The organism is Erysipelatoclostridium sp. MSK.7.34 (assembly GCF_019041935.1).
Classification (GTDB): Bacteria; Bacillota_I; Bacilli_A; order Erysipelotrichales; family Coprobacillaceae; genus Thomasclavelia; species Thomasclavelia ramosa.
On record NZ_JAHPYJ010000003.1, the window covers coordinates 110,089 to 135,506 of the forward strand.

Sequence of the window (25,418 nt, forward strand, 5' to 3'; positions counted from 1 at the left end):
AAGTTAAACCATTATTTTATCCTCCTCTAGCTATTAAAAGTCTAGCATGCTAATAATTAATATAGGATTAAAGAGTTGTTTTAAAATATTAAAAAGACATAAATAAAGAACAAATTAAATTCTTTCTAATTAACATTTATTAATGAACATATGCTTTTTTAGTAGAATAATGTATTATTGATGATTTATTTAAATATGTAGCCAACTCCTTTATTTTCTCAGTGGCTTTTTACAACGACAAAAAAGAATTGGATTTCAAAACCAATTCTTTTTTATAATATTAATTTTATTATAGATTAATCCTCTGCTAAAACTTTATCCTTTTTCATTAAAATCGTTATTAGAACAATTGTACTAATTAAAGAAATTATTGTAATCGCAATGTTGCTGGCATCACCCGTATTTACAGAATGATTTTTGTTATTTGTATTTGTGTTAGAACTATTATTTGTTTCTTCAACCGTTGGTTCTTGTGATGGATTATCAGTTTTATCATCGCCTGATTGATCACTATTTTTTTGCAAAGTCAGATCGTAAACTCCCACTGTCCCAGATACTTCATAAGCAACAACTAATTGTGGTTTCCCTGTAATACTATCATTACCTGCAATAAAATGAATTCCTTCAGGTGAATCATCACCACCAATATCTGTGCTAAAATCACGAGAATTAATATAATTAACAAATTCTGTTTTTTCTGGATTCGTAATGTCATAAACCATTATACCGCCAATTCTCTCTAATCCAATAAAAGCAAATGTTTTATCTTCGATTTGACCAATTGTCACAGCTTCTGCTTCAGGACCTTTTTTACCAGAACGATCATCTATTGTAGCATCATCATTAGAACAGTTAAAATTATTTGGCAAATATGCTGCAGTTTTGACTTCAAAATCATTTCCTGTTGTATAAATTTCTTGTAATGACTGCTCATCAGCTTTAAAAATTGTTGATGATCTTCCCCCAAATAAATAATCATTTTCATTATTAAGACCATCATAATCACTAGTATCGAAGAACGTGACCTTACCAGTTAAACCACTGTTATCAGCCGTTATTTTACCAGTTGGTGAAGTTTTTCCTTTACCAAAATTTACCTCTATTTCATTTGAATAACCATTCCAGTCACGACTATCTCCTTCATTAGCAGTTATTAAATAATCGATTCCATCAACCGTGTAAACAGAAATAGCATCAGGCATCCGAATTCCTTTTAAAGAATCATATGTTTGTGCATTATATTTTTCATCTTTTTTATCAATATCAATTGCAATTTTACTATAATCTTCAAATCCTACTGAATAAATATCTTCTATTTCAAGACTATTTAAATCTAATTTAGCAATCGCATTAGCTTCTTGTAATGTAATATATGCTTTAGAATCACTAACTGCAATATATTCTGGTTCTAAATCTGTTGATGGCAAAACACCTTTTTTCAAAACAATTCCTTTTTCTATTAATGCATCTCGTTGACTATCAAAAGCTGTGAAGTCAACAGTTTTTGCTTTGTTTGTTTTGGTATTAATAACGCTTATACTACCTTTTGGATCAACCGCTCCAGTATACCCGTCCCGAGGTTCTCCTTCGTTAGCTGTTAAAATTTGTCCATCATCATTAGTAAAGACAACCATATCTGGTTGAACACCTACTTCGAACAATTGCTTTAAAGTTATTGTTCCATCTTGATTACAATCAAATAAAGCTACTCTACCATTAGCATTAGTCTCCTTACCTTGAATCGCAACAGCCAATGAGGTTCCATCATGACTAACTGCTACTGATGTCATATCACCATATGTAAAATCAGCACTTTGTACTAACGAACTAATATCAATGTCATTACCGTCCAATAAGTCTATTTTATCCTTATTTTCGATATTTTTTAGGGCAATTGCTGTTAAATTTCCAGATTGTCCATTAACAGCATAAGCCCATCCTGTCACTGTGTTATAATCAACTATTTCAGTTACTCCCCCATCACTGTTAGTTGTTCCTGAATCATAACGAGCTGACTGTTCTAGCGCTAATAATGCTGAATTGTTTTCATAACCAGTTGTTTTTTCACCACCGTCACTATTTTTAGTAACAGTAAACGCATCGATTTCTTTACTATCAGGATTAGTTTGATCACCAGCAAGATTATAAACCTTTACCGATATTCGATTATTTTCAACATTAAATACTGCATAACTAGGACTATACTCTTGATTCCATTCTTGATTTCCAACTGGTAATGAATCTCCTTCTAGGTAAGCCGCAGAGCCGCTTTTACCATTAGCTAAGATTGGATAATCAGCATTATTATTTTTATCTAATGTTTCAAACGGTGTATAATATTGCATATCTGAACAACAGTTCCCCGTAATATAAATTGTTCCTTGAGGATTATTAAGTGTATCTAATCTTTCACTATTTCTTTGCCCATCTTTTAAAACATAGCTACGTGAATAAACATGATCATGTCCGCCTAAGACAAAATCCACATTATACTCATCCATAAGTTTTTCAAATCCCGCATCAACATAGTTTTCAATATCACTATCTGCTGCATGTTTAGCAACTGTTTGAGTAGATTTATGATGAGTGACTATAATCCATTGATATTGATTTTGGTATTCACTAGTTGCACTCTTTAATGTTTGAGCAAAATTATTGACGATTGCTTCTGCCTCTGAATTATCTCTAGAGGCACTTGAAACATTAGGATTGTTTGCATTTTCTTCGTCATTTCCCCCAGGATAAGCACTAGTATTTAAAGTGACAAATAAAACATTATTATATAAATAGTAATAGTTTCCTTGAGTTTCCATATCACGGCGTTCACTAAAATCATATTGACCATCACTATTTGGTGTCACCCCATTAGAAGCTGCATTATTTTTAATTTCATTTTCAGTTGCCTGAATATAATTTCCGTGACTTTGACTAGTTCCACTATTTTGTCCTCTAAATGTTGTTTTAACTTCAGTTAATGATTCCATTTGATTTGGTAAATTAAAATGATCTGCGAACATATAGTGTCTATCATGATTTCCAACAGCTGGAGCATATGGAATTGATGTCATTTCTTCTGGTGCAAAAAAAGCCTCATACTCGCTTGATTTTCCCCAGTTTTGATCTTCAACTTGATCCCCTGCTGACACTACTAAGTCAACACCTTGTTTTTCTAAAGTTTCCATCATAGTTGCCCAACCGGTTTGATTTGTTTCATCACTTGGGTTCCAACCTTCAGAATTAATTTCCTTGTTTTCCTTTATTTGTGGATCGCTTGTAAAACCAAAAGTAAATTCATTGCTTGATGGAGTTGTATAATTATATTCCTTTGACCAAGTTGTTCCCCCATCATTTGAAATATAATAAGTATACTTAGTATCTGGTTTTAAATTACTGATTGTCGTTTTACATACTAATTTTCCAGTATCAGTATATTTATCACTTTTTATTTCGGTTGGCGAAGTCAATGGTTTGGCTGTTACATCATAAGTTTGATCACCAAACTGAATTTTTGCTACCGTCGTTCCTGCTGGTGCATACCAATTTAGATTGATTGATGTCGTTGTTGCCCCTGGCTGAAGTGTTAAACTATCCACACTAAATGAACCAGTATGGCTTTCACCTGCAACCTCACTATAAGTATCTTGGGCATAACCTTTAGTCAAAATGTTATTTTGACCAATCAACATTGTCGATAATGTTACTAAACACAGGACCCCTTTAATAATTCGATTATTTACTTTTTTCATATACTTTTCCCCTAATTACATATTTGTACGTAGTGTACTAAGTAAATTTATCATAGCCGTCAATTTCTAACTATTTCTATTTTGTAAATTTTAAAATAAGATTTTGTAAATAAAAAACTATTTCCAGTTAGAAATAGTCTACCTTTGTTTTCATAGCATCATTGCTACAAAAATTTGAATTATTCCCATAATAGCAAGACTAAAACCAATTGTTCTATTAAGTATCATTATTAGAGTACTAATCATGATCAATATTTTCCTAATAATTATTGATACTTTGGTCTTTTACAGGGGTCCTTCTTTATTCAAATAAATTAATTGAATCAAGTTTTTTATTGTTTTTGATAATTTTTTTCAATTTTTGATTTATAAACATCTTAATTATGCTTTCTCGTATAGCCAACCATAATAATAATTGTTCCGACAATCATATTTAAAGCTAAATTCATAATCATCGAAAATAAATTGACACCAGATATGTAGTTGACAGGAATATTAGTAATATTTGATAAATAGATACATAAACCAATCTTATACCAAATATTCAGCGTTGTTTTTACCCATATCCATATGACTATATATACATACAAATTAGTAAACAAAGCAATAACCAAAGCTTCATGTAAAAACCAGTCTAATGAATACACCTGAACTGAAACTACATAAAGCAGTGGAATTACCCCTATACTAGCTACAATAATAGCTTTAATAACAACATTTTCTTTAGCTTGAACTAAAACCGTTAAAATTATCCAAGCATAAATAATTGCTGCACTACTTATTATTGACCACGTGAAACTATGATTTAGGTAATAATTACATAAACATGGTACAAAGATTCCAATCATCATTACGATTGTGATAAAAAGATAACTGATCTTAATGATTCTCTCCTTGTTTTCAATTGCTTTTATCTTTGTATAATTGATTAGATTTTGAACTGTCTTTTTCTCACTTTTATCAACTACAGTACCACCAATCAATTCATCAATACTCATCTTTAAAGCCTCACTTAACGGTAATAATAATGAGATATCGGGACACCCGATTCCACGTTCCCATTTTGATACAGCTTTATCACTTACATTGATTAAATTTCCTAATTGTTTTTGAGTATACCCAAGATTTTTACGAGCTGATAAAATTCGTATCCCAATTTCTTTATTATCCATAAAATTACTTCCCTTCTACGTCCTAATCCTAACATAAAAGTTATAATTTTACTATCGACGGACTGTTTACCTCACTAGAATCCTTGATCTATAAAAAAAGTTGTAGTCAACCTACAACTTATTGAAAATATTCCTTACATAGTCAATAGGATATTGTGTAATTCTACTTACTTCATCTATATCTTTTTTAGCCAATAATAGATTTGTAATTACTACATCCATTGCTTCACCAATTTCAATCATATGATTATCGGGATCAAAGATTCGTATTACCCGCTGTTGCCAATTATATTTTTTGATTGGGTGAACATATTTAATATTTGGATATGTCTCCAACTTTTTTATAAATTTATCAAAATCATCAACTTCAAAATATAATTCCATATTACAAGCTTTATCACAAACCCAATCACTAGGGACATCAACGAGCCAGGCAAAATCTTTTTGTAAAGCAAAACCACCATCAAAAGTAATATTTAAACCATGATCTAAAATTATTTTTTGATCGAACAATTGCATATAGAACTGTTTAGAAACTTCGAGATTTTTGACTGCTAAGACAGTTGCTTCTAATTTCATTTGATTTTACCCCAACATCTGCATTGTTCTAAACGTTTTCCCTGATCCCCTTGTTTTTCGTCATAAGCATACGATTTAGCCAATTTGCATGGAAAATCTTCACATTCACCACAATGATTTAATTCTTTTGTTTCTACGCACGATTTAACCGGACAAATTTCACCCCAAAAAGGATGTTCGATATTAATACATCCAGCACACCCAATCTTGCTTTTAAACTCACATTCACTACATATAATTCCACATCTCGATTCAATCATTTTCATCACCATCCTAAGCAAATTATAACTTAGAACTTATATATTTCATTGTAAAAATCCGCCAAGTTCGATAAATATTTCTTAGGAGTTGTTTTTGTAATCTGCTTAAACACTTTGTTAAAATGAGCCTGATCAAAATAGCCCCCTTGCAATGCTAAAGATAAAAAATCATCTTCTTCTATTTGCTTTAATAAATAATTAAATCTTACTACCTTAGCATATTCCTTACCACTCAAGCCTATGTAATTATGAAAATCACGTAATAATTGTCGTGAAGAAAGGTGACAATCACTAGCTACCTTTTCTAAACTAACATTTCCGTGATCCTGATCAATAATTTCTTTAGCTCTAATCAAACGAGCTGGTAATAAATTAACTTTTCTTTTTCCCGTAAAATATTTATTAAAAGCTTTGATCAACTGTTCATAATCTTTACATGATTGATAAAGTAATGCTAACTCTTCATCAAGCTGCACATCTAAATATCTCAATTGCTGACGCTGATTTACAAGTTTTTTTTGATGTAAACCACTAATTTGATACAATCCTCCTGGTCTAAATTCTACAAAGAAACGAGCTGGGGCTTTTTGCAAATCATTTTCTAAAACCACGATTTCACTCATTGGACCCCAAAAATCTCTTCGAGAGCGTCCCTGAAAAATAAAACAGCCACTAGCATCAGGAATAATATGAAATAATTTTGATGAGGCGGGAACTTCACTAGGAAAAGTAATTGTATAATGAGCAATAATATCTTTTAATTCTTCACTAGGAGCAATATAAATATGATGATCTGTTTTATTAATATAACTTCCCTTATAATCGAAATTCTTCATTAAATTACCTCTTTATATTAAATTACCTGCATTATTTTATATACTCAGTATAATATTGGCAGGACATTTAATCAAATCTTAACAATCTTCATTGGCTATAAATATTTACATTCAATCATGAATTTGATAGAATAATTCTCATAAAATTTAATTACATAAAAAAGGAGTGTTTTAATTTATGGATGCAGGCCCCGAGTCTTCAATCACATTGCAATTAATTTTAATCGTTGTTCTTACCTTAATCAATGCATATTTTGCGGCTAGCGAAATGGCAATTGTTTCGGTAAACAAAAACAAGATTCGTCGTTTAAGCGAGGAAGGAAATAAGAAAGCTAAGTTAGTAGAAAAACTATTAGATCAGCCAACTAACTTCTTATCAACGATCCAAGTAGCGATTACTTTAGCAGGTTTCTTTAACTCAGCTAGTGCTGCTACGGGTATTTCTGTTAGTTTAGCTAATCTTTTAAAAGTTTGGTCAATTCCTTACGCTGATACAATCGCAGTTGTCTTGATTACTATTTTAATTTCTTTTATTACTTTAATCTTTGGGGAATTAGTTCCAAAAAGAATCGCTTTACAAAAAGCGGAATGGTATTCAATGTTCTGTGCTAAGCCTATTTTGATCATCAGTAAAATTGCTGGACCATTTATTAAAATTTTATCTTGGTCAACTAAGTTTGTCTTAAGATTATTTGGAATGGATGATGAAAATGTTGAAGAATCTTTGTCACGGGAAGAAATTCGTTCAATGGTTGAAAGTGGACAAGAGACAGGAGTTTTCAATGAAATTGAAACTGACATGATTACCAATATTTTTGAATTTGATGATAGTTTAGCTTTAAACGTCATGACCCCAAGAACTGATGTTTATTGTATTGATATTAATGACCCATTAAGTGAGAACATTGATCAAATGATGTCAATGCAGTATACTCGAATTCCTGTTTATGATGATTCAATTGATAATATCATTGGGATTTTAAATATGAAGGATTTTGCTATTGAAGCTAGACAAGTTGGTTTTGACAATGTTGATATTCGTAAGCTATTACGAAAACCATACTTTGTCTTAGAGACTAAAAATATTGATGATTTATTTAAAGAACTACAAGAAGATCGCCAACATATTGCAATTCTTGTAGATGAATATGGTGGGTTTTCAGGGATCGTCACAGTTGAAGATCTAATCGAAGAAATCATGGGAGATATCGAAGATGAGTATGATCATGACGATGAACCTAAACTACAAAAAATAGATGACTATAATTTTATCGTTGATGGAAATTATCTAATTGACGATCTTGATGATGAATTAGATTTAAAATTAGATAATGTTAATCATGATACAATCAGTGGTTTTGTTCTTCATTTATTAGGAGAAATTCCTGATGATAATCAAGAACGTAGTGTAACTTATGAAAATCTTACATTTAAAATTACTGGTGTAAAAGGTAATCGTGTAACAAAAATCAAATTAACAATTAAAAAATCAGAAGAAAAAGAATCCGATTCTAGTGAAGACTAAAATCGGATTTTCTTTTTAAAATAATAGTAATTATAGAAGTAATCAATTCTGTTACCACATAAGTTAGCCAAACTCCATCTACTTTAAAAATAGTTGATAAAATAAATATTACTGGTGCAATTAAAATAAAACCTCGTAATGATGAAATTATAAAAGCTTGACGTGGTTTATCGCTTGCACTAAAGAAAGTGGCACTAATCATATTTACTCCTGCAAAAATAAAGCCCCCAAAATAAATATGAATTCCTCTAACTGCCAAATCCAGCAATTCCGGATTGCTACTTGAATTAAACAAAGCTACGATCTGAGCAGCAGCAAAATAACTGCTAAGATAAACAATAACTGCAAATATAATAACTGTCCAAAGACCATAATGATAAGCTAAATTTACATTTCGATATTCTTTAAAACTAAGATTTTTACTAATAATTGGTTGAATTCCCTGAGCAACCCCTGTAAACATCGATACAATAACAAAAGCGATATTAGCAATAATTCCGTAGGCTGCAACACCTATATTCCCGCTATACTTCAACAAAGTAAAATTAAATAACAACATTACTATTCCAGTAGCTAATTCTCCTATTAAAGCTGATAATCCTAATAAAAAAATATCTTTACAATGGTTAAGACATAATTTTGTTTTAAGAAATTTAAAATTAGCTTTCTTGATTACATATGGAGACATAATTGAAATTGAAATAACCGGTGCTACCCCTGTTGCTAAAGCAGCCCCAAACATTCCTAAACCAAAAGGGAAAATAAATATATAATCCAAAACAACATTAGTTAAACTACCAATTAACATTCCCATCATTGCTAATCTCGGATTATCATCATTACGAACAAAGCCAATCAATAAATTATTCAACATAAACATTGGTGCAAAAAACATAATTGTTTTTAAATAAGTTGCAGTATAGATAGTTGTATCTTGATTAGCCCCTAAAAGATTTGCTAATGATGTCGACGCACTTAGTCCCAAAACAACAAAAATAATGGCTAGAATAAGCATAAAATAAAGAGCATTACTGAAAATTATATTTTGTGAGGTTCTATTACTATTTACCTTTAACAAAGAATACCGTGTTCCCCCACCGATTCCAATCATTAGTCCTAAGCCATTTATTAAACAGTACATTGGTAAAGCTAAATTTAGAGCTGATAATCCAATTTCACCAACACCATTTGCAATAAAAAAAGTATCTGCCAGAATATAGCATGATAAACCAATCATTCCTAAAACATTTAACGATGTATATTTTAAGAAATCTTTAAAAATATAATTTTTCATCCTCATTCCTCCAGTCTTTCTCCATCTTAAACTATAAGATTACCTTATAGTCAATCAAATTTTAAAAATATTTCAACTAAAGCGACTAGATTAATCACTTTTTTATTTATCAAGTTGTAACTTTTAAATAAACTAGCCTAAAACACTAATCTTCATTTTATTAGCCAATAATTTTGATTATTATTTAATTAGTTATCAGTTATTACTGAAAGGGGAGGTGAAAATGGAAGATTTCCTAAAAGATGTATATACATCGATATATAAAAAGTGGATTTTATTTCAACAGATCGATAATTGTCAAATTATGCTTTCATCAAAAGATCAAAATAAAATTATCTTGGAGACAAAGTATGGTGTAGCTAATGTTATTTTTTATAAATTCAATATTATTGAATTAAATGTTATTAGTAAAATAGATCAAGAATCTTGTTTCTTTTTACACTTTCAAATGAATAACATAAATCATGCAATTAATCTATTTTATGAAATGGTTGAATGTTTAAAAACATTGATCAAGAAACCAAAAATAAAAATCTTATTATGCTGCAGTGGTGGTCTTACAACAACTTATTTTGCTTATAAGATTGATGAAGCAATTCAGTTATTTGCTCTTGATTATGAAATTGCAGCAACTGGCTACAACGAATTATTCAAAAAAGGTGAACAATATGATGTAATCCTACTAGCACCTCAAGTTTCTTTTATGTATGCAAAAGTTAAAAAGATTTTTAAAGATAAATATTTACTTAATATTCCTGCACAAGTATTTGCTAAATATGATGTAAAAGAAATTCTTAATCTAGTTGACCAAGAACTAATTAAAAAACGTAACAAAAATGGTCAAGTTCAATTGCTTTCGATTAGAAATAAAACCATCACCTTTCATCGTAAAATTCTATGTATTTCTCTTTTTAGAAATCGTAATCGGATTCATATTGCATATCGACTTTATCAAAGTCAAAGTGATATTATTGTAAACAATGAAACAATTAAACAACGAATTACAATTCAAGACATCTATGATGTTATCGATACTGTTTTATTAAATTATCCAGGTATTGAAGTTATTGGTTTTTCAACACCAGGAATTGTTAATAATGGATTTGCTACAACTGCCAGTATTAATGGTTTTGATGATATGAATTATAAAAAATTGTTTACAAGCAAATATTCACAAAAATTTATTATTACAAACGATGTTAATACCGCAGCAATTGGCTATCATGCTACTCAAAATCAATACTCATCAATTGTGTTACTTTTTCAGCCAATGAGTACTAAAGCTGGTGCTGGTATCATCATTGATAATAAATTAATCAATGGCAAGCATAACGTGGCAGGTGAAATGAAATACCTCCCCGTAAATCTATTAGAGAAAGGTGCTAATGTATATAAAACACCAGAAGATATTATTAAAATTGTTAAATATATTTCTTTATCGATTATTAGTGTAATTGGGCCTGAGGCAATCGTTATCTTTTGTAGTCTTTTACCTAATATTGAAGATTTAGAAAATGAGTTAAAAACAGTATTACCACAAGAATATATTCCTCGGTTAATTAAAATTGACGATATTCAAGAATATATTTTCCTAGGTCAAACAATTATTTGTACCTAAATTAAATAAAAATTAAGGAGAAAATTATGAAAAAGATTTTATTAGTATGTTGTGCAGGAATGTCTACAAGTTTATTAGTAAACCGGATGCGAGAAGTTGCTAAAACAAAAGAAATTGATTGCAAAATCTGGTCAACAAGTGAAAAAGAATTACCAAATGAATTTGCCCAAGAACCTGCTGATGTAATTCTTGTTGGTCCACAAATCAGATATTTACTTAATAATATTAAAAAAGAAGTAAACAATACTGTTCCAGTTGAGCTTATTGATATGCGTATTTACGGTATGATGGATGGTGAAAAGGTTCTTAATCAAGCTTTAAACGCATTAGAAAAATAATCAACTGACAGCTATTTTAAATAGTGCATATAATTAGATAATTCAAGACGATAGAGCAATGTTGCATATAAAATATTGATTACGTATTCAGCACTAAAAGTAGCACATAAGCTATCAATATCTTCAAATAAACTAGTATCAAATAATAGATAATCGTGGCACAGCTGAATTAGATCCTTACCCTTTTTACCTAATATCCCGACCGTATATACATTCCTATTTTTTAAAATTTTAGCAATTTCTTTAATTAAGTTATTATCGCCGGTCGTAGTGATAAGGATCGAGACGTTACTTTGATGCTGCTGCATATTATCAATATATTTAATATTAATACCATTTTGATATGAACAAGGAAGCCCTAATGATTGTAATTTAAAACACATTTCTTTAGCAATCGTATCTGAAAGACCAATTCCATAAATATCGATAAACGAAGCACTCAATATCCGATTACAAACACGATTAACAACATTTTTATCTAGTAATCGATTTGTCTGAATCATCGCTTTTTCATATAAAGAGGCAATTACTTTTTCAGTATCTTCTAAAGATGTAAAATACTGTTCAGGATGCTCAGTTGGGAGATCATTATATTTAAGATAATCATTTCTTTCTAAGATCAATGTAGATAAAAATTCACGAAAATTATTGAACCCTAATTTCTTATAAAGACGGGTTACTGCCGCTTGTGAAGTATAACTCTGTTTTCCCAACTCACTGCTTGTAAGATTATTAATTTTTTGATCTTTGTTTAAAAGAAATTGAGCAATACTTTTTTCAGTATTGGTAAGGTTATTATCATCTAATAAGTGTTCTATAATCATATTTCGTAGACCTCCTTTAACTATTTGATCGTATCTATATTTTATCAAATAATCAATAAAATAAAAGGGTTGAATAAATCAACCCAGTAATTGTCTATTAATCGCATAAACATTGCCAATTATCATCAAAATGTGCTTTGAAGCACATTTTTATCTGTTCTAAAGTTACTTTCTCCTCAGCTAATTCAGGAAGTTCATCTAGGCTAAAATAACCACTATCAAGTGTTTCAATATTTGGTTTAAATGCACCACCAAGATAAGAACATTCTATGAAAATCTTAGTAATTCCATACGCATAGCGAGGCGTATTATGAATATTACGATCTAGAATTGCAATTACTTTAACTATCTGAGCCTCAATCCCGGCTTCTTCTTGTAATTCCCTAATTGTATTTTCTTTAACACTTGCTAAAGCATCTACCCAACCACCGGGAATTGACCAGCGTCCATCAGATTCCTGCACCAGCAAAATCTTATCACCTTTAAAAACAGCACCACGAGAATCTAATTTTGGTGTTTGAAACCCTGTTTCATTACAAAATAATGAAGTAACTGTTGCAATCGGTAAATCACTTTGTAAAGCGACCATTTCTGCAGATATTTGACGAATTCGCTCAAATCTTTCTTGATCAAATTTATCTTTTGTATATGCTAATCCACCTTGAGCTAAAAATTGTAACTCTTGAGCTAAATCTAACCACCTATTTTGTTTGTTCATCATTTTTTTCTCTAGTTTCATTAATTACAACTCGATGCGGATATGGAATATCAATCCCGTTTTCATCAAAACGTTTCTTAATAATCAAACGCAAATCTGATAATAATTGAAAACCAGCACCACTATCCTTAGATAATAATGTTGCTCGTAATTGAATTCCACTATCATTAAATTCGACACAATGAACTTTAACCATTGGTTCATGTTTTTTCTTTTGTGCTTTAGTTCTGCCATCTAAACATAATGAATGTTTACTTCCTTCTTCTTGAATAATTTCAATTGCTTTTTGAATATCACTTTCGTAAGAAACCTCAAGATATAAATAGTTGGCTTTTTGAGTCTTAACATTAGATACATTTTCAATAATTGCTTTATTCATTATCGTATTAGGTATAATTACCTGTGTTCTTTCTAATGTTTCAATGACACTGTGGCGCATTGAAATATCAATTACAGTTCCAATAACATTATATTCTCTAACATTGACAAAATCACCAATTTTATAAGGCTTATAAGTCATGATCATAAAACCATTGATCATATTACTTGCAGCTTCTTGTGATGCTAACCCAACTACAACTGCTAAGATTCCCCCACTGGCCAGCAGAGCCTTAATGATTGACTGCATCGCCGTAATTTCACTCATAATAATTGCTAAAACAATTGTTACTAAAACGATTTTTTTAATACGCATTGGAAAAACTAATTTCAACGGATCATTTATCTTCTTTTTTATAATTTTATTGATTATTTTATTAATAACCAAAACTATAACAACTGATATCAAAATACTTATTCCGCTATCAATTAATCCATGTTCAAATAAACTATTTATTCGTTCATAAGTTTTATCCATTTAACCACCTACTTAGATTTTGAACCATAATATTTACCAATAAAATATAGACAGATACATTGAATAGCTCCAATTATTGATAACATCAATAAAACATAGCTAATCCAAAATAATATATCATTACCTGTATTAAAAGCATTAATTATTAGAAATACTACAAACGATATAGCTGCCACAATCCCTAAATACTTTGAAAAGCCTAGAAATCTAGCCGATAAAATTCTATTTTTGTCCATTTTATTTACCTATACAAAAGCGTTTAAATAATTCATCTAATAAATCTTCTTTCGCTTTCTCTCCTAATATTTCTTTTAAATTATTCCAACATTCATATAAATCAGTAACAATCAAATCCGTTGGTATCATCATTTCCATAGCTTCAACAGCTTGCTTTAAAGCCTGACTAGCACGTTGTAATAACATTGTTTGACGTGCATTTGTCAGAATATGATCATTATTATCAATAATCTTACCTAACTCAAACATTTTTTTGATTTCTTCTGTCAAAGTGCTAATTTGATTATCTTTAGCACTAATAACAATACCATCTAAATCTACTTTTGTTCCTTGATCGGCTTTATTAAGCACGATAATTCTAGTAGCATCTTCTGTTAGTTCTAATAACTGCATATCTTCACTACTTAATGACTGCGAACCATCAATTACCAATAAAACAAGGTCCGCTTGGTGAATCAGTTCTTTAGACTTTTCAACCCCCATACTTTCAATGATATCATCAGTTTCTCGGATTCCTGCAGTATCAATCATATTGAGAACTACTCCATCAATGCTAATACTTCCTTCAACAATATCCCGGGTTGTTCCTGCAATATTTGTTACAATTGCTTTATCCTCTCGAAGCAGAGCATTCAATAAACTACTCTTACCAACATTAGGACGTCCAATAATAACTGTTTTAATTCCCTCTTTAACTAATTTAATATTTTTAGAATCATCAAGAATCTTATTCATTTTAGTCAATAGATTGGCACTTCGTGGTAATAACGAAGAAGCAGTCAATTCCTCAACATCATCATATTCAGGATAATCAATATTAACTTCGATCTGAGTGATTATTTGAATTAAATCTTCTTTCAAATCTTCAATAAAACCGCTAATACTACCACTAATTCCTTTTAACGCTAAATCTGTTGCATAACTATTTTTAGCAGTAATAATATCACTAATTGCCTCAGCCTGTGATAAATCAATTCGACCATTAAGAAATGCTCTTTTACTAAACTCACCACGCTCAGCCATTCTAGCACCATTTTTGATACACACTTCTAATACTCGTGAAGTAATATAAACACCACCATGACAATTTATTTCCACCATTTCTTCACCTGTAAATGTTCTTGTACCTCGATAAATATTAACTAACACTTCATCAATTCTTTTTCCATCGTCAATGATATATCCATAATTGATCGTATGACTAGGTTTTTCTATTATTTTGCCTGTAAAGAATTTTTGAACAAAGGCAATACAATCTGGACCACTTACTCTAATCATTGAAATTGCAGCTTCTAAGCGACTTGTTGCAATTGCAACAATAATATCTTCGTTCAAAATATCACCTTCCTTTATCTTTTGTATTTTATCATAAATTATTATTAATTAATATACCTAATCAATGCTATAATGGTGGTAAGCAGGGAGGAATTCAACATGAAACTTGGAATTATCGGTAGCGGAATGATCGTCTACGATTTATTAACATTCATTGATATTATTGATGAAATAGAACTAACGGCAATATTAGGGAGAAAAGAATCTCAAGAAAAAATTGAAACACTTATAAATAAACATCATATAAAAAAAGCATACTATGATTATGATGAATTGTTAAATGATGATGAAATAGATACTATTTATGTAGCTTTACCAAATCATCTCCATTACGAATATACAAAAAAAGCCTTATTGCATAATAAACATGTTATTTGTGAAAAACCATTTACTTCAAATGTCAATGAATTAGATGAATTAATTGCTTTAGCTAAACAACAAAATTGTCTTTTATTTGAAGCAATTACAAACCAGTATCTTCCAACTTTTAAAGAAATAAAAGAAAAAATATCTGAGATTGGGAAAATCAGTATTATTTCATCTAATTATTCCCAATATTCTTCACGTTATAACGCTTTTAAACGTGGTGAAATATTACCAGCATTTGATGTCAATAAATCTGGTGGGGCTTTAATGGACTTAAATGTATATAATATTCATTTTGTTGTTGGTTTATTTGGTGCCCCTAATAAAGTAGAATATTTTGCTAATATTGAAAAAGGAATTGATACTTCAGGAGTTGCTATCTTGGAATATCCAACATTTAAAGCAATCTGTATTGGTGCTAAAGATTGTGGTGCTCCAATCATTTCTACAATTCAAGGTGACCAAGGTTGTGTAAAAATTGATGGTCCTACCAGTGTTCTAACTGATGTGCAAATTTTAAGAAATGGCCGAGATAGTGAGATTCTACCAACTGGTAACTATCATCGAATGTATAGCGAATTTAAAGTTTTTGCGGAATGTATTGATAATAATGACTTTACTACATGTAATAAAATGCTTGAACATTCACGAATCGTCATGGATGTTTTAACTAAAGCACGCCAAAGTGCAAATATTATTTTTGGTTGCGAACGGGATACAAAATAATCTGTATCCTTTTTTATTATCAAGACATAGTAACAATGCTATAATAATATATATACATTACAAATTGGAAGAGGGTGGCTAAATGCAGAAGATATTTAGGAAATACATTATCATAATCATGTCTATTTCATTAGCCTCTGTTCTTTTAATAAATTTTTTCTTATCAACTGATTCTTTACAAGCCCGAACTTTAGAAACATTTAATTTAAAAATTAATCAAGTAATTCAAACAATTGAAAATAATCGTACCGAATTAGTATCTTTGAAATCTAGTCTTGATGAAGATTATTTAACTAGAGCAAAAGCATTTGCTTATGTTATTGAAAAAAATCCTAATATCATTGAAAGTGTCACTGAACTTCAAAATTTAGCTACACTACTTGATGTAGATGAATTACATGTAAGTGATAGTGAGGGTTTAATTGCTTACTCATCAGTTCCTAAATATGTTGGTTTGGATTTTCATAATGGTGAACAAATGCGTGGTTTTTTACCAATTTTAGAAAGCGATGACCCTGATGAATATGTTATTCAAGATGCTCAGCCTAATACTGCTGAAGGTAAAATTATGAAATATGTTGGAGTGGCTCGTAAAGACAAAAAAGGATTAGTACAAGTCGGTCTTGAACCAACACGACTTTTAGAAGCACAACAAAGGAATACATATTCCTATATATTTTCTAGATTTCCCACAAATGAAGGTGAGCAGCTTTTTGCAATCAATAAAACAACCAACGAATTGATTGCCAGCACTAATGATTTAGACGACAAAGAAGCAAGTTACTATACTTATGATAATTTAAAAGATTGTCAATCTGGTACTTTTAAAGATATTGGAAACAAAACTGAAAATTTTTTTGTAACTAGAGAATATGATAATATTTTAATTGGAGCAACTGTTCCAAAAGATATTTTATATAAAAATCGTTCAAGTGATTTATTATTAATTGGTGCTTATTTAATTGCAATCGAAATCGTTATCGTTGTGTCAATCAATGTTATATTAAACAAAAAAGTATTAAAAGGAATTCATAGTGTCCTCAATGATTTAAATAGAATAAAAAATGGCGATTTAAATACTGTCGTAAAAGCTGATGATAATCAAGAATTGATAGATTTAAGCTCTGGAATCAACAGTATGGTTAATAGTGTTGTCAACTCCGCTGATCGAATATCAAAAATTATCTCCATTATCGATATCCCACTAGCAGCATTTGAATATCAAAATGATACAAAACAACTTTTTGCCACTGCAAGATTGAAAGAACTGCTCCATTTAAGTGATGAAGAAGCAAATCAAATGTATCTTGATCCAAAACAACTATTAAAAAAACTACAAATAATTATTAGCAATCCAATTGAAGGTGAGAGTGATGTTTATTGTCTTGAAAAAGATACTTTTATAAAAATCCGACTTGTGAAAGATGAAAATGGTTTCTATGGAACTGTTAATGATGTTTCTTCTGATATTTTAAAGAAAAAACAAATTCAGTACGAAAAAGATCATGATCATTTAACTGGACTATTACTATACCCATCATTCAAAAGAGAAGTAACTTTAGTCATTAATAACAATAATTATAATCATTTATATGCAGCTGTAATGGTTGATTTAGATTCATTTAAACATATAAATGATACTTATGGTCATGATTTTGGTGATCATTATTTGAAACGTTTGACCTACGCATTAAATAAGCTTTCTAAATCAAATTGTTTAATCGCACGACGATCTGGTGATGAATTTTGTCTCTTTATTTATAATTATCAAGATAAAAATACTATAATAAATCAATTAAATAAATTATGGTCTTATTTTAAAGAAGAATTAATTGAACTTCCTGATCATTCATATCAATCAATAAAAGTATCTGGAGGCTTTGTATGTAGCAGTGGTCCAAATAATACTATCGAAGAATTAATGAAGAAATCTGATAAAGCTCTGTATGAAGCAAAAAACCACTATAAAGGTCATTTTATTGAATATAAAGGAAAATAGTTGATAGTAAATCATAACCACGCCTAAAAGACGTGGTATGCACCCGCCCTGTAAGGGCATGTTGTTGCGCTAGTCATTCGACCACTGAACGCCTTGACAACCGCAACGTCATTTGCTCACTGACCCTCAAAGGGTCTTTTACTTTTTTTCTTTTTCTTGTCCCCTTCCACTGGTTCTCCTGTGAACGGGTCAATAAATTCTTCCATACTCATTTGATCACTCAACTTATCTTCCGCCAACTGATTTTGAATATATTCTCTCACTGTCTTCTCGTTCTTTCCTACTGTATCTACAAAATAGCCTCTTGCCCAAAATTTTTGATTTCCATATTTATATTTCATACTTGCATGACGATCAAATATCATAAGCGTTGACTTGCTTTTCAGGTATCCCATGAACTCCGCCACAGAATACTTTGGTGGTATTTCTAATAGAAGGTGAATATGATCAGGACATAACTCTCCTTCTATCAGCTCTACTCCCGGTTTTCTTTCAATTAAGGTCTTTATAATTAATCTTATATCATGTCTTAATTTATTGTATATTACCATCCTTCTAAATTTTGGTACTATTACAATATGAGATTTACATCTATATGATGTATGTGATAAACTTTTTGTGTCTTTCATAGACTAACCTCCTCGTTATTTTATTTGCAGCTGCCAGGCTACAATTATTATATCACGAGGAGGTTTTTTACCCAGACGCTAAAGCTTTATTGTTACCACGCGCATAGCACGTGGTTTTTGTTTCACAATAAGAAAAAACTACGGAAATATAACCCGTAGTTTTTATTATATTATGTGTCTGTCAAAGTGCCCTGACAATATTTGATAAACTTCCCTCCCCACAAGAGACGTTATCTTTAGGAAAAATAAATATTATTTAATTATTTTTTCCCGTATAGCCAATCTTTTAACCAATCGTAAAAACCATATACTACCACAACTACTTCCTCCTTTTGAGGAAATAATAACGATAAAATATGTTTTTTAGCGTTTACTGTATTTTAATAATGATTTTTGTATTTAATGAACAAAACTTTTTTAAAGTACATTCAATATTGTAATATCTGCAATTAAATATTGGTCATGTATACTATAATCAATATTTCCATTATATTTAGAAATAATATTATTAATGGTAATTAATCCAAAGCCATGATTTTCTTTATCTTCTTTTGTAGTTTTATTTTCTTTAATAATATCTAAATTAAAATTTTCATCAATCGGATTTACAATCTTAATTAGTACATTATTTTTTATATTTGCAATATACAATTTAATAAAACGCTTATCTTCTATTTTTAAATTTGCTTCTACTGCATTTAAAATTAAATTATAAAATAATGAGCAAATGTCCATACTATTCATCTTTAAATCACTAATAATATAATAAGACAGATCAAACTCAATCTTATTATCAATAAATGATTGATCAAAAGAATTTAAAATACTAGAGATATAGATATTATTAGTGTTATAAATATCTTTACCAGTTATTGCTTCCGACATATTTCCTATATAAACATTTGCTTCATCATAATTTTTAGAATTTATTAATTCATTTACAACTGCCAAATGTCCTTTAATATCATGTTTAAACTTACGAATATTAGAATAATTATCAATAATTTTTTTATAATAATCTTCTTGTAATTTCAATGTTTTATCTTTCATTATACTATCTAAATAATATTGTTCTTTTTCTTTCTTATTCTTAATAAACAAAATAATTGATATAAATGAAATAACTATATTTAAATAAGCAACTATAACTATCAAGACTGACACTCTAGAACTTATATACTTATAGTACATTACAACTATAAATTGTGGAAATAAAGTTGCACTGAAACAAAAAATTATATTCATATAAATATACCAGGGCATTTCAGATAAACTATATTTCTTATTGTAAACATTTCTAGCAAATTTTATTGGTTTAGTAGTTAAAACAATAGCAATTAATCTTAATATATTTGATATGATAAATTGAATATTATGTATATCAAATATATCACACTTAATAAATAAATCTATAAATTGTTCTATTACTGTTGTAATTAAAATAGTAATTATAACTACTTTAAATGTTTTAAATAATTTATCTCTATAAATAATAATTAGATAGATTAAACATATCAGTGCATTTAAATCTATCCATATATCCTCTATTTTACTATAAAATATTATATAGATTACTAAAATTATACTAGATAATATGATATTTTCTTTAGTTCTCTTTTTCTTATCATTATTTAAATCAAATATAGCATCACCAATTAATAAATATTTAGCTATATCAATATACTGTTTAATTAATAAAATTATCCAGCTAGTCATAAATTATATTCTCCAATAAATATTTTCTATAAGTAATTAATACTGTTTTACGGTTACTCTTTGATATCGGTAATCTTTCATCATTATCCAAAATTAAAAACTTATTATTTATTTCGTTAATATACCTCATATTTATTAAATAAGATTTATGAATTCTAATAAAATTTGAATTATGTATTTTATTAGCAAAATCTTTAAGTGTCATGCGATAAACTTCATAACTGCCATTTGTATGAATATTAATATATGGTCCATCGGCTTTTACATAATATACTTCATATAAATCAATTATATCTTCGCTTATTTTAATTAAGCGATGTTCTAAAAGTTCTTTAAATATTTTATTAAGCGGGATATCCATCTTATGAAGAACATCTTTACTGATATATCCATAGACATTCTTCCCAAATGAATCACTCATATATTCCTCATAGTTGGTTAGAAAAATAATTCTTGATTGATTATTTCGATTATAAAATATTTCTTTTACCTCTATACCTGAAACTTTATCCATTTCAATATCTAAAATTATAAAATCAAAATATTGCTTACTTTCTAATAATGCCTCTCCACAATAAAAAGTATGATATACAAAACTATTATTTCTTTTCCAACTACAATTATTTAAATACTGAATTATTTCGTTTATGTAATTTTTGTCATCATCACAAATTGCAATATTTATCTCCATTTAAACTACTCCTATCACTGGCTAACTATAACAAAATCCTGCAAACTTGTATATCTTTCTTTACTTATCAACTTCAATATACACTGATTTTATCTACAAAATTAAATTTATCTAAAGATTGGTCTAACTTTTTTTATCACAACCTAATTTTATATCTTGATAACATAAAAAAGAGAGCTATGCTATAAATTAATGCAGTTAGCATGATCTCCCTCTTCAAATATTATTTTTTCATTTCAGTTGTTTCATTTTATTTTCGATAAAATCCAACAGGATTCGCTAGTACATAGTATATCATTACCCTTGGATATTATCTATATTTATTATTATTTTTTATTGTTTTCAATAAAATATTTAATCTATATATTTAATGATATTTGTTTGATTTATAATTGCCTCCGTTTCTGATAGTATTTCTAGTTTCTTAGTATTACCCGTATCTAAAATTACTAACATTGTAATATCTTGATACCCTAATTCTTTTAGTCTTACTTTATCAAAAGTAATTAATTCTTCACCTGTATGTACATAGCTTTCTTTAGCTACTTTTACTGAAAAAATCTTTTCTGTTAGATTAACAGTATCTAGACCAACATGAATTAATAATTCTACACCGTTTGCTAATGTGATTCCAACTGCATGTTCTGTATTTTCCATAATAGCTGTGATTTTACCATCACATGGTGCAACGATTATATTATTATCAGGGTAGATTGCAATTCCATCGCCCATCATTTTTTGTGCAAATACTTCATCTGGTACTTCTGTAATTGGAATGATCTTACCACTGGTGAAGGCTTTTAAATATTTATCTTTTTTTTTAAATAATCCCATTTTTTTACTCCTTTATTGTATAATTATTTTACTATATGAAAGAAAAGAGGAAACTTATGTTAATAAATCAACTAGATGATGAAATAATTAAAAATCTAAGTCAAAGTGAATTATATATTCTTCATTATGTTTATGATCATCCTGATGAGGTTATTGACATGAGTATTCAAGAATTAGCTAAAGCTGTTGCCTTTTCTTCTGCTACGATTCTTCGTTTTTGTAAGAAACTTAATTTTAGTGGTTTTGCTGAATTTAAGTTTGCATTAAAACAGCAAAATAAAGAAATTGCGAATTTAAAGAAACCAATTTCTTCAATGGATTCTATTACTAGTCTATATGATGATATTGAGAGCACTTCATTATTAATCAAAGAGCGTTATTTAAAAGAAATCATCGATTTGATTGATAGTAATAAAAGAATCCATCTATATGGTGAAGGTATTTCCCGAATCCCTGTCGACTATCTTGAAAAATTGTTATTTTCAATTGGTCGTCAAAATGTCTACAAGTATAAATCATCTCGTTTAGCAGCACATATTGCTAGTAATGCCAATGAAGATGATATATTAATCGCTATAAGTACTAGTGGTAATTATCCCACTACGGTTAAGATTGTTAAATTATTTAATTTAAATCATGCAACAATTATAGCAATTAGTCCATATACTAAGAATGCTATTGCTGATTTAGCAAATATTAATTTTCGTTTTTTTGTTAATCATCGTGAAAATATTGATACTGAATATACTTCAAGATTAGCAATTTTCTATATTATTGATGTAATATTTAAAACTTATTTAGTTAGAAAGGAAAAGGAATAATGATTGCTTTACTTGAAAATGCTAAATCTTTAGATTTGTCTGAAAATGAAAAAGAGTTACTATATTATCTTGAAAATAGTTGTAAGGAAGTTGTATCAATGACATTATCACAGTTAGCAAAAGCAACGTATATGTCTAATGCTTCAATCATGCGCTTTTGTAATAAGCTAGGCTTATCTGGTTTTAATGAACTAAAATATGAATTAAAGCAAAGTATGCATCAAGAAATTGATTATCAAATGATAATTGAAAAGCCCTTATCCCGTTTTCTTGATAATCTTAAAAACTTAAATTATGAAATTATTGAAGAAGTTGTTGATTTATTGTGTAGTCCTCAACCGATCTATGTCGTAGGTAGGAGTTTAAGCTTAGTGGCTGCTGATTATTTTCAAACTATTTTATCATCTATTGATATTAATTGTATTTTAATCAATGATCTTCATCTATCAAAAAGTGTCTTTAATAATTTAAAGGCTCCTGCTACAATTTTTATTGTATCAGCAAACAATGCTGGAAAGATATATGATGAAGTAGTTACGATTGCTAAGACCCATGACTGTAAAATTATTTTACTTACATCTAACGCTAAAGGTTCATTAGTAGATTCTTGTGATTATGTTTTAAGTAGTAATGATGAAAATCTAACTTATCATGGCGTAGACATAAATTCAAGGCTAGGTATCTTTACAATTATGCAAATAATTATTGAACTAACTGCTCAAAAATTAGCTTTAGAAAAGGCAACTGATTAAATTCGTTGCCTTTTTAATTAGTATTTTAAAACTTCTCTAACTGAATAAGCTACTTGTTCTACTTTAGGACCATAAATTACTTGAATATGAGTTTCTGATGGTTTAACAATTCCCATACTTCCTGTCTTCTTAAGTTCTTCTTCATTTACTAATGACATATCTTTTACATCAACTCTTAAACGAGAAATACAATTGTTAACAGTAATAATATTATCAAATCCTCCTAAGCCTTCAATTATTTTTGTTGCTAGCGCTTGTTGTTTATCACTAATACTCGCAGTATCATTAGTATCCTTGTCTCCATCATCTTCCGCAACTTCAATTGATAAATGTTTGCGGTTAAAATACCATTTAAATACATTATAATAGATAATTGCATAGATTGGACCAATAATAATTATCCAATACCAATTAGATCCTGGTTGGAAGACACCCCAGATAAACATATCAATAATACCGCCACCAGTATTTCCAACTGCTACTTGTAATAATGACATTAACATAAAGGAGATACCACCCATAACCGCATGGAATAAGAATAATGGCGGTGCAATAAACATAAATGCAAATTCTAATGGTTCAGTAATTCCAGAAACAATACTTGCTGCAACTCCTGCAATCATTAATGCTTTAACTTTATTCTTTTTTTCATCTGGACTTGTCTTATAAATAGCATAGGCTGCTGCAGGTAATCCAAAGATCATAAACAACATTTTTCCTTGTCCCAAAAACTGTGTATATTCACGCATTACACTAATATCAACACTATCAAAGAATTGCAAGAAAATATTTAAACATCCTTCTACCCCTTGATATACCCCACCGATTGCAGTAGTTCTAAAAATACCATTTAAAACATGATGTAATCCTGTTGGAATTAATAATCTTTCTAAAAATCCAAATGAGAATACCCCTAATAAACCTGATTCAGAAATCAATGTACCCAAACCATTAATTCCAGCTGATACAGGTGCCCAAATAAATGGTGCTACTTGTCCTAATAACGCCATTGCTAAGATAACGACAATTGCAACAAAACGTTTACCACCATAAAAAGCAATTGCTACTGGGAATACTACTTTATGATATTTATTATGCAAAGCCGCTACGGTCACCCCTGTTAAAATACCAGCTACTGCTCCCATATCTAAAGTTTCTACGCCTAAAATAGTTGAAATTTGTAATGAATCAAAATTCATAAAACCAGAATTGATCATACAACTTGCACTTACTAAGAAAGTATAATAGCCAATAAATCCAGCAAATGCTGCAACTTCTTTATCTTCTTTAGCCATCCCAAATGAAATAGAAATAGCAAATAATACTGGTATTAAGGTAAAAACAACATTTGATACTGTTTTTAGTGTATTTAAGATATAAAATACAACTGGCTGTTGTAGAAATGGCACTGCCTCTACTACTTGTGTTTTAAGTAAAGCTGCAGTAACTCCCAGAATAATTCCACATGCTGCTAAAGCCGCAATTGGCATCATTAAACTTCTTCCTAAAGCCGAGAAGAAATCCATTACTTTATTTTTTTTCATAC

General features: G+C 29.3%; 23 protein-coding genes. 7 read left to right on the forward strand and 16 right to left on the reverse strand.

Annotation, left to right across the window (positions count from 1 at the left end):
* Positions 1-296: 296 nt before the first annotated feature.
* The 5 genes from KTF99_RS03360 to KTF99_RS03380 all read right to left on the reverse strand — a co-directional run bounded on the left by KTF99_RS03360 (position 297) and on the right by KTF99_RS03380 (position 6,593).
* Positions 297-3,746, reverse strand: coding sequence for a choice-of-anchor I family protein (locus KTF99_RS03360; protein WP_009300411.1), 3,450 nt, complete (start codon positions 3,744-3,746; stop codon positions 297-299).
* A 377-nt stretch (positions 3,747-4,123) separates the two neighbouring features.
* Positions 4,124-4,918, reverse strand: coding sequence for a helix-turn-helix domain-containing protein (locus KTF99_RS03365; RefSeq protein ID WP_217215448.1), 795 nt, complete (start codon positions 4,916-4,918; stop codon positions 4,124-4,126).
* A gap of 111 nt (positions 4,919-5,029) precedes the next feature.
* The gene (locus KTF99_RS03370) at positions 5,030-5,497 is read right to left on the reverse strand and encodes a glyoxalase/bleomycin resistance/dioxygenase family protein (protein ID WP_217215449.1); all 468 of its coding nucleotides are present in this window, start codon (positions 5,495-5,497) and stop codon (positions 5,030-5,032) included.
* On the reverse strand, positions 5,494-5,757 hold the full coding sequence (locus KTF99_RS03375) for a DUF3795 domain-containing protein (protein ID WP_009008832.1): 264 nt from the start codon (positions 5,755-5,757) through the stop codon (positions 5,494-5,496). Before KTF99_RS03375 ends, KTF99_RS03370 begins: the two co-directional genes overlap by 4 nt.
* A 29-nt stretch (positions 5,758-5,786) precedes the next feature.
* Positions 5,787-6,593 (reverse strand): helix-turn-helix domain-containing protein, encoded by an 807-nt coding sequence (locus KTF99_RS03380; protein ID WP_029482123.1) that lies wholly within the window; start codon positions 6,591-6,593, stop codon positions 5,787-5,789.
* Between the two features lie 178 nt (positions 6,594-6,771).
* On the opposite strand from KTF99_RS03380, the gene KTF99_RS03385 reads away from it, so the two are divergent.
* Positions 6,772-8,118, forward strand: a complete 1,347-nt coding sequence (locus KTF99_RS03385; RefSeq protein WP_003535569.1) for a hemolysin family protein — start codon at positions 6,772-6,774, stop codon at positions 8,116-8,118.
* Here the strand turns inward: KTF99_RS03385 and KTF99_RS03390 are convergent.
* Positions 8,105-9,412, reverse strand: coding sequence for an MATE family efflux transporter (locus tag KTF99_RS03390; RefSeq protein WP_003535568.1), 1,308 nt, complete (start codon positions 9,410-9,412; stop codon positions 8,105-8,107). The genes KTF99_RS03385 and KTF99_RS03390 overlap by 14 nt on opposite strands.
* Before the next feature lie 223 nt (positions 9,413-9,635).
* Between KTF99_RS03390 and KTF99_RS03395 the strand changes: the two genes are divergently transcribed.
* Entirely contained in the window at positions 9,636-11,030 is a 1,395-nt protein-coding gene (locus KTF99_RS03395) for an ROK family protein (protein WP_003535567.1), read from the forward strand.
* Between the two features lie 26 nt (positions 11,031-11,056).
* Complete coding sequence (locus tag KTF99_RS03400) at positions 11,057-11,368, forward strand: PTS sugar transporter subunit IIB (RefSeq protein ID WP_003535566.1); 312 nt, start codon at positions 11,057-11,059, stop codon at positions 11,366-11,368.
* Between the two features lie 11 nt (positions 11,369-11,379).
* Here KTF99_RS03400 and KTF99_RS03405 read toward each other — a convergent pair whose 3' ends face one another.
* From KTF99_RS03405 to mnmE, 5 genes are all read right to left on the reverse strand, one after another.
* Positions 11,380-12,192: a MurR/RpiR family transcriptional regulator gene (locus KTF99_RS03405; protein WP_008792558.1), complete on the reverse strand. Its 813-nt coding sequence runs from the start codon at positions 12,190-12,192 to the stop codon at positions 11,380-11,382.
* Positions 12,193-12,289: 97 nt separating this feature from the next.
* On the reverse strand, positions 12,290-12,931 hold the full coding sequence (locus KTF99_RS03410; protein WP_003535564.1) for an NUDIX hydrolase N-terminal domain-containing protein: 642 nt from the start codon (positions 12,929-12,931) through the stop codon (positions 12,290-12,292).
* The gene (locus KTF99_RS03415) at positions 12,894-13,766 is read right to left on the reverse strand and encodes a mechanosensitive ion channel family protein (RefSeq protein WP_008792556.1); all 873 of its coding nucleotides are present in this window, start codon (positions 13,764-13,766) and stop codon (positions 12,894-12,896) included. Before KTF99_RS03415 ends, KTF99_RS03410 begins: the two co-directional genes overlap by 38 nt.
* An 8-nt stretch (positions 13,767-13,774) precedes the next feature.
* The gene (locus KTF99_RS03420) at positions 13,775-14,002 is read right to left on the reverse strand and encodes a hypothetical protein (RefSeq protein WP_003535562.1); all 228 of its coding nucleotides are present in this window, start codon (positions 14,000-14,002) and stop codon (positions 13,775-13,777) included.
* 1 nt (position 14,003) lies between these two features.
* Positions 14,004-15,338 (reverse strand): tRNA uridine-5-carboxymethylaminomethyl(34) synthesis GTPase MnmE, encoded by a 1,335-nt coding sequence (gene mnmE / locus KTF99_RS03425; RefSeq protein WP_003535561.1) that lies wholly within the window; start codon positions 15,336-15,338, stop codon positions 14,004-14,006.
* Between the two features lie 99 nt (positions 15,339-15,437).
* Here mnmE and KTF99_RS03430 point away from each other — a divergent pair, with 99 nt between their 5' ends.
* Positions 15,438-16,430, forward strand: a complete 993-nt coding sequence (locus KTF99_RS03430; protein ID WP_009300415.1) for a Gfo/Idh/MocA family protein — start codon at positions 15,438-15,440, stop codon at positions 16,428-16,430.
* Positions 16,431-16,512: 82 nt separating this feature from the next.
* The gene (locus KTF99_RS03435; RefSeq protein ID WP_029482121.1) at positions 16,513-18,429 is read left to right on the forward strand and encodes a GGDEF domain-containing protein; all 1,917 of its coding nucleotides are present in this window, start codon (positions 16,513-16,515) and stop codon (positions 18,427-18,429) included.
* Between the two features lie 116 nt (positions 18,430-18,545).
* On the opposite strand, the gene tnpA is transcribed toward KTF99_RS03435, so the two are convergent.
* From tnpA to KTF99_RS03455, 4 genes are all read right to left on the reverse strand, one after another.
* A complete protein-coding gene (gene tnpA / locus KTF99_RS03440; RefSeq protein WP_029482119.1) occupies positions 18,546-19,058 on the reverse strand; it encodes an IS200/IS605 family transposase in 513 nt (170 codons plus the stop codon).
* Between the two features lie 417 nt (positions 19,059-19,475).
* Positions 19,476-20,774 (reverse strand): sensor histidine kinase, encoded by a 1,299-nt coding sequence (locus KTF99_RS03445; protein WP_029482117.1) that lies wholly within the window; start codon positions 20,772-20,774, stop codon positions 19,476-19,478.
* The gene (locus KTF99_RS03450; RefSeq protein WP_003535552.1) at positions 20,767-21,465 is read right to left on the reverse strand and encodes a LytR/AlgR family response regulator transcription factor; all 699 of its coding nucleotides are present in this window, start codon (positions 21,463-21,465) and stop codon (positions 20,767-20,769) included. The genes KTF99_RS03445 and KTF99_RS03450 overlap by 8 nt, the downstream gene beginning before the upstream one ends.
* Before the next feature lie 354 nt (positions 21,466-21,819).
* Entirely contained in the window at positions 21,820-22,299 is a 480-nt protein-coding gene (locus KTF99_RS03455; RefSeq protein ID WP_003535551.1) for a PTS sugar transporter subunit IIA, read from the reverse strand.
* 56 nt (positions 22,300-22,355) lie between these two features.
* Here KTF99_RS03455 and KTF99_RS03460 point away from each other — a divergent pair, with 56 nt between their 5' ends.
* Together KTF99_RS03460 and KTF99_RS03465 are read left to right on the forward strand one after the other, a co-directional pair.
* Positions 22,356-23,120 (forward strand): MurR/RpiR family transcriptional regulator, encoded by a 765-nt coding sequence (locus tag KTF99_RS03460; RefSeq protein WP_008792552.1) that lies wholly within the window; start codon positions 22,356-22,358, stop codon positions 23,118-23,120.
* Positions 23,120-23,872 carry a MurR/RpiR family transcriptional regulator gene (locus tag KTF99_RS03465; RefSeq protein ID WP_003535547.1) on the forward strand — a complete coding sequence of 251 codons (753 nt, stop codon included), beginning with the start codon at positions 23,120-23,122 and terminating at the stop codon, positions 23,870-23,872. The genes KTF99_RS03460 and KTF99_RS03465 overlap by 1 nt, the downstream gene beginning before the upstream one ends.
* Positions 23,873-23,889: 17 nt before the next feature.
* On the opposite strand, the gene KTF99_RS03470 is transcribed toward KTF99_RS03465, so the two are convergent.
* Positions 23,890-25,416 carry a PTS transporter subunit EIIC gene (locus KTF99_RS03470; RefSeq protein WP_029482084.1) on the reverse strand — a complete coding sequence of 509 codons (1,527 nt, stop codon included), beginning with the start codon at positions 25,414-25,416 and terminating at the stop codon, positions 23,890-23,892.
* Positions 25,417-25,418 lie beyond the last annotated feature (2 nt).

Coding starts and splice junctions, on each gene's coding strand:
- KTF99_RS03385 (WP_003535569.1), top strand. CDS start 6,772: ATGGATGCAGGCCCCGAGTCTTCAATCACATTGCAATTAATTTTAATC.
- KTF99_RS03465 (WP_003535547.1), top strand. CDS start 23,120: ATGATTGCTTTACTTGAAAATGCTAAATCTTTAGATTTGTCTGAAAAT.
- KTF99_RS03390 (WP_003535568.1), bottom strand. CDS start 9,412: ATGAAAAATTATATTTTTAAAGATTTCTTAAAATATACATCGTTAAAT.
- KTF99_RS03435 (WP_029482121.1), top strand. CDS start 16,513: ATGCAGAAGATATTTAGGAAATACATTATCATAATCATGTCTATTTCA.
- KTF99_RS03415 (WP_008792556.1), bottom strand. CDS start 13,766: ATGGATAAAACTTATGAACGAATAAATAGTTTATTTGAACATGGATTA.
- KTF99_RS03405 (WP_008792558.1), bottom strand. CDS start 12,192: ATGATTATAGAACACTTATTAGATGATAATAACCTTACCAATACTGAA.
- KTF99_RS03470 (WP_029482084.1), bottom strand. CDS start 25,416: ATGAAAAAAAATAAAGTAATGGATTTCTTCTCGGCTTTAGGAAGAAGT.
- KTF99_RS03400 (WP_003535566.1), top strand. CDS start 11,057: ATGAAAAAGATTTTATTAGTATGTTGTGCAGGAATGTCTACAAGTTTA.
- KTF99_RS03380 (WP_029482123.1), bottom strand. CDS start 6,593: ATGAAGAATTTCGATTATAAGGGAAGTTATATTAATAAAACAGATCAT.
- KTF99_RS03375 (WP_009008832.1), bottom strand. CDS start 5,757: ATGATTGAATCGAGATGTGGAATTATATGTAGTGAATGTGAGTTTAAA.
- KTF99_RS03430 (WP_009300415.1), top strand. CDS start 15,438: ATGAAACTTGGAATTATCGGTAGCGGAATGATCGTCTACGATTTATTA.
- tnpA (WP_029482119.1), bottom strand. CDS start 19,058: ATGAAAGACACAAAAAGTTTATCACATACATCATATAGATGTAAATCT.
- KTF99_RS03410 (WP_003535564.1), bottom strand. CDS start 12,931: ATGAAACTAGAGAAAAAAATGATGAACAAACAAAATAGGTGGTTAGAT.
- KTF99_RS03420 (WP_003535562.1), bottom strand. CDS start 14,002: ATGGACAAAAATAGAATTTTATCGGCTAGATTTCTAGGCTTTTCAAAG.
- KTF99_RS03395 (WP_003535567.1), top strand. CDS start 9,636: ATGGAAGATTTCCTAAAAGATGTATATACATCGATATATAAAAAGTGG.
- KTF99_RS03370 (WP_217215449.1), bottom strand. CDS start 5,497: ATGAAATTAGAAGCAACTGTCTTAGCAGTCAAAAATCTCGAAGTTTCT.
- KTF99_RS03450 (WP_003535552.1), bottom strand. CDS start 21,465: ATGGAGATAAATATTGCAATTTGTGATGATGACAAAAATTACATAAAC.
- KTF99_RS03455 (WP_003535551.1), bottom strand. CDS start 22,299: ATGGGATTATTTAAAAAAAAAGATAAATATTTAAAAGCCTTCACCAGT.
- KTF99_RS03360 (WP_009300411.1), bottom strand. CDS start 3,746: ATGAAAAAAGTAAATAATCGAATTATTAAAGGGGTCCTGTGTTTAGTA.
- KTF99_RS03460 (WP_008792552.1), top strand. CDS start 22,356: ATGTTAATAAATCAACTAGATGATGAAATAATTAAAAATCTAAGTCAA.
- KTF99_RS03445 (WP_029482117.1), bottom strand. CDS start 20,774: ATGACTAGCTGGATAATTTTATTAATTAAACAGTATATTGATATAGCT.
- KTF99_RS03365 (WP_217215448.1), bottom strand. CDS start 4,918: ATGGATAATAAAGAAATTGGGATACGAATTTTATCAGCTCGTAAAAAT.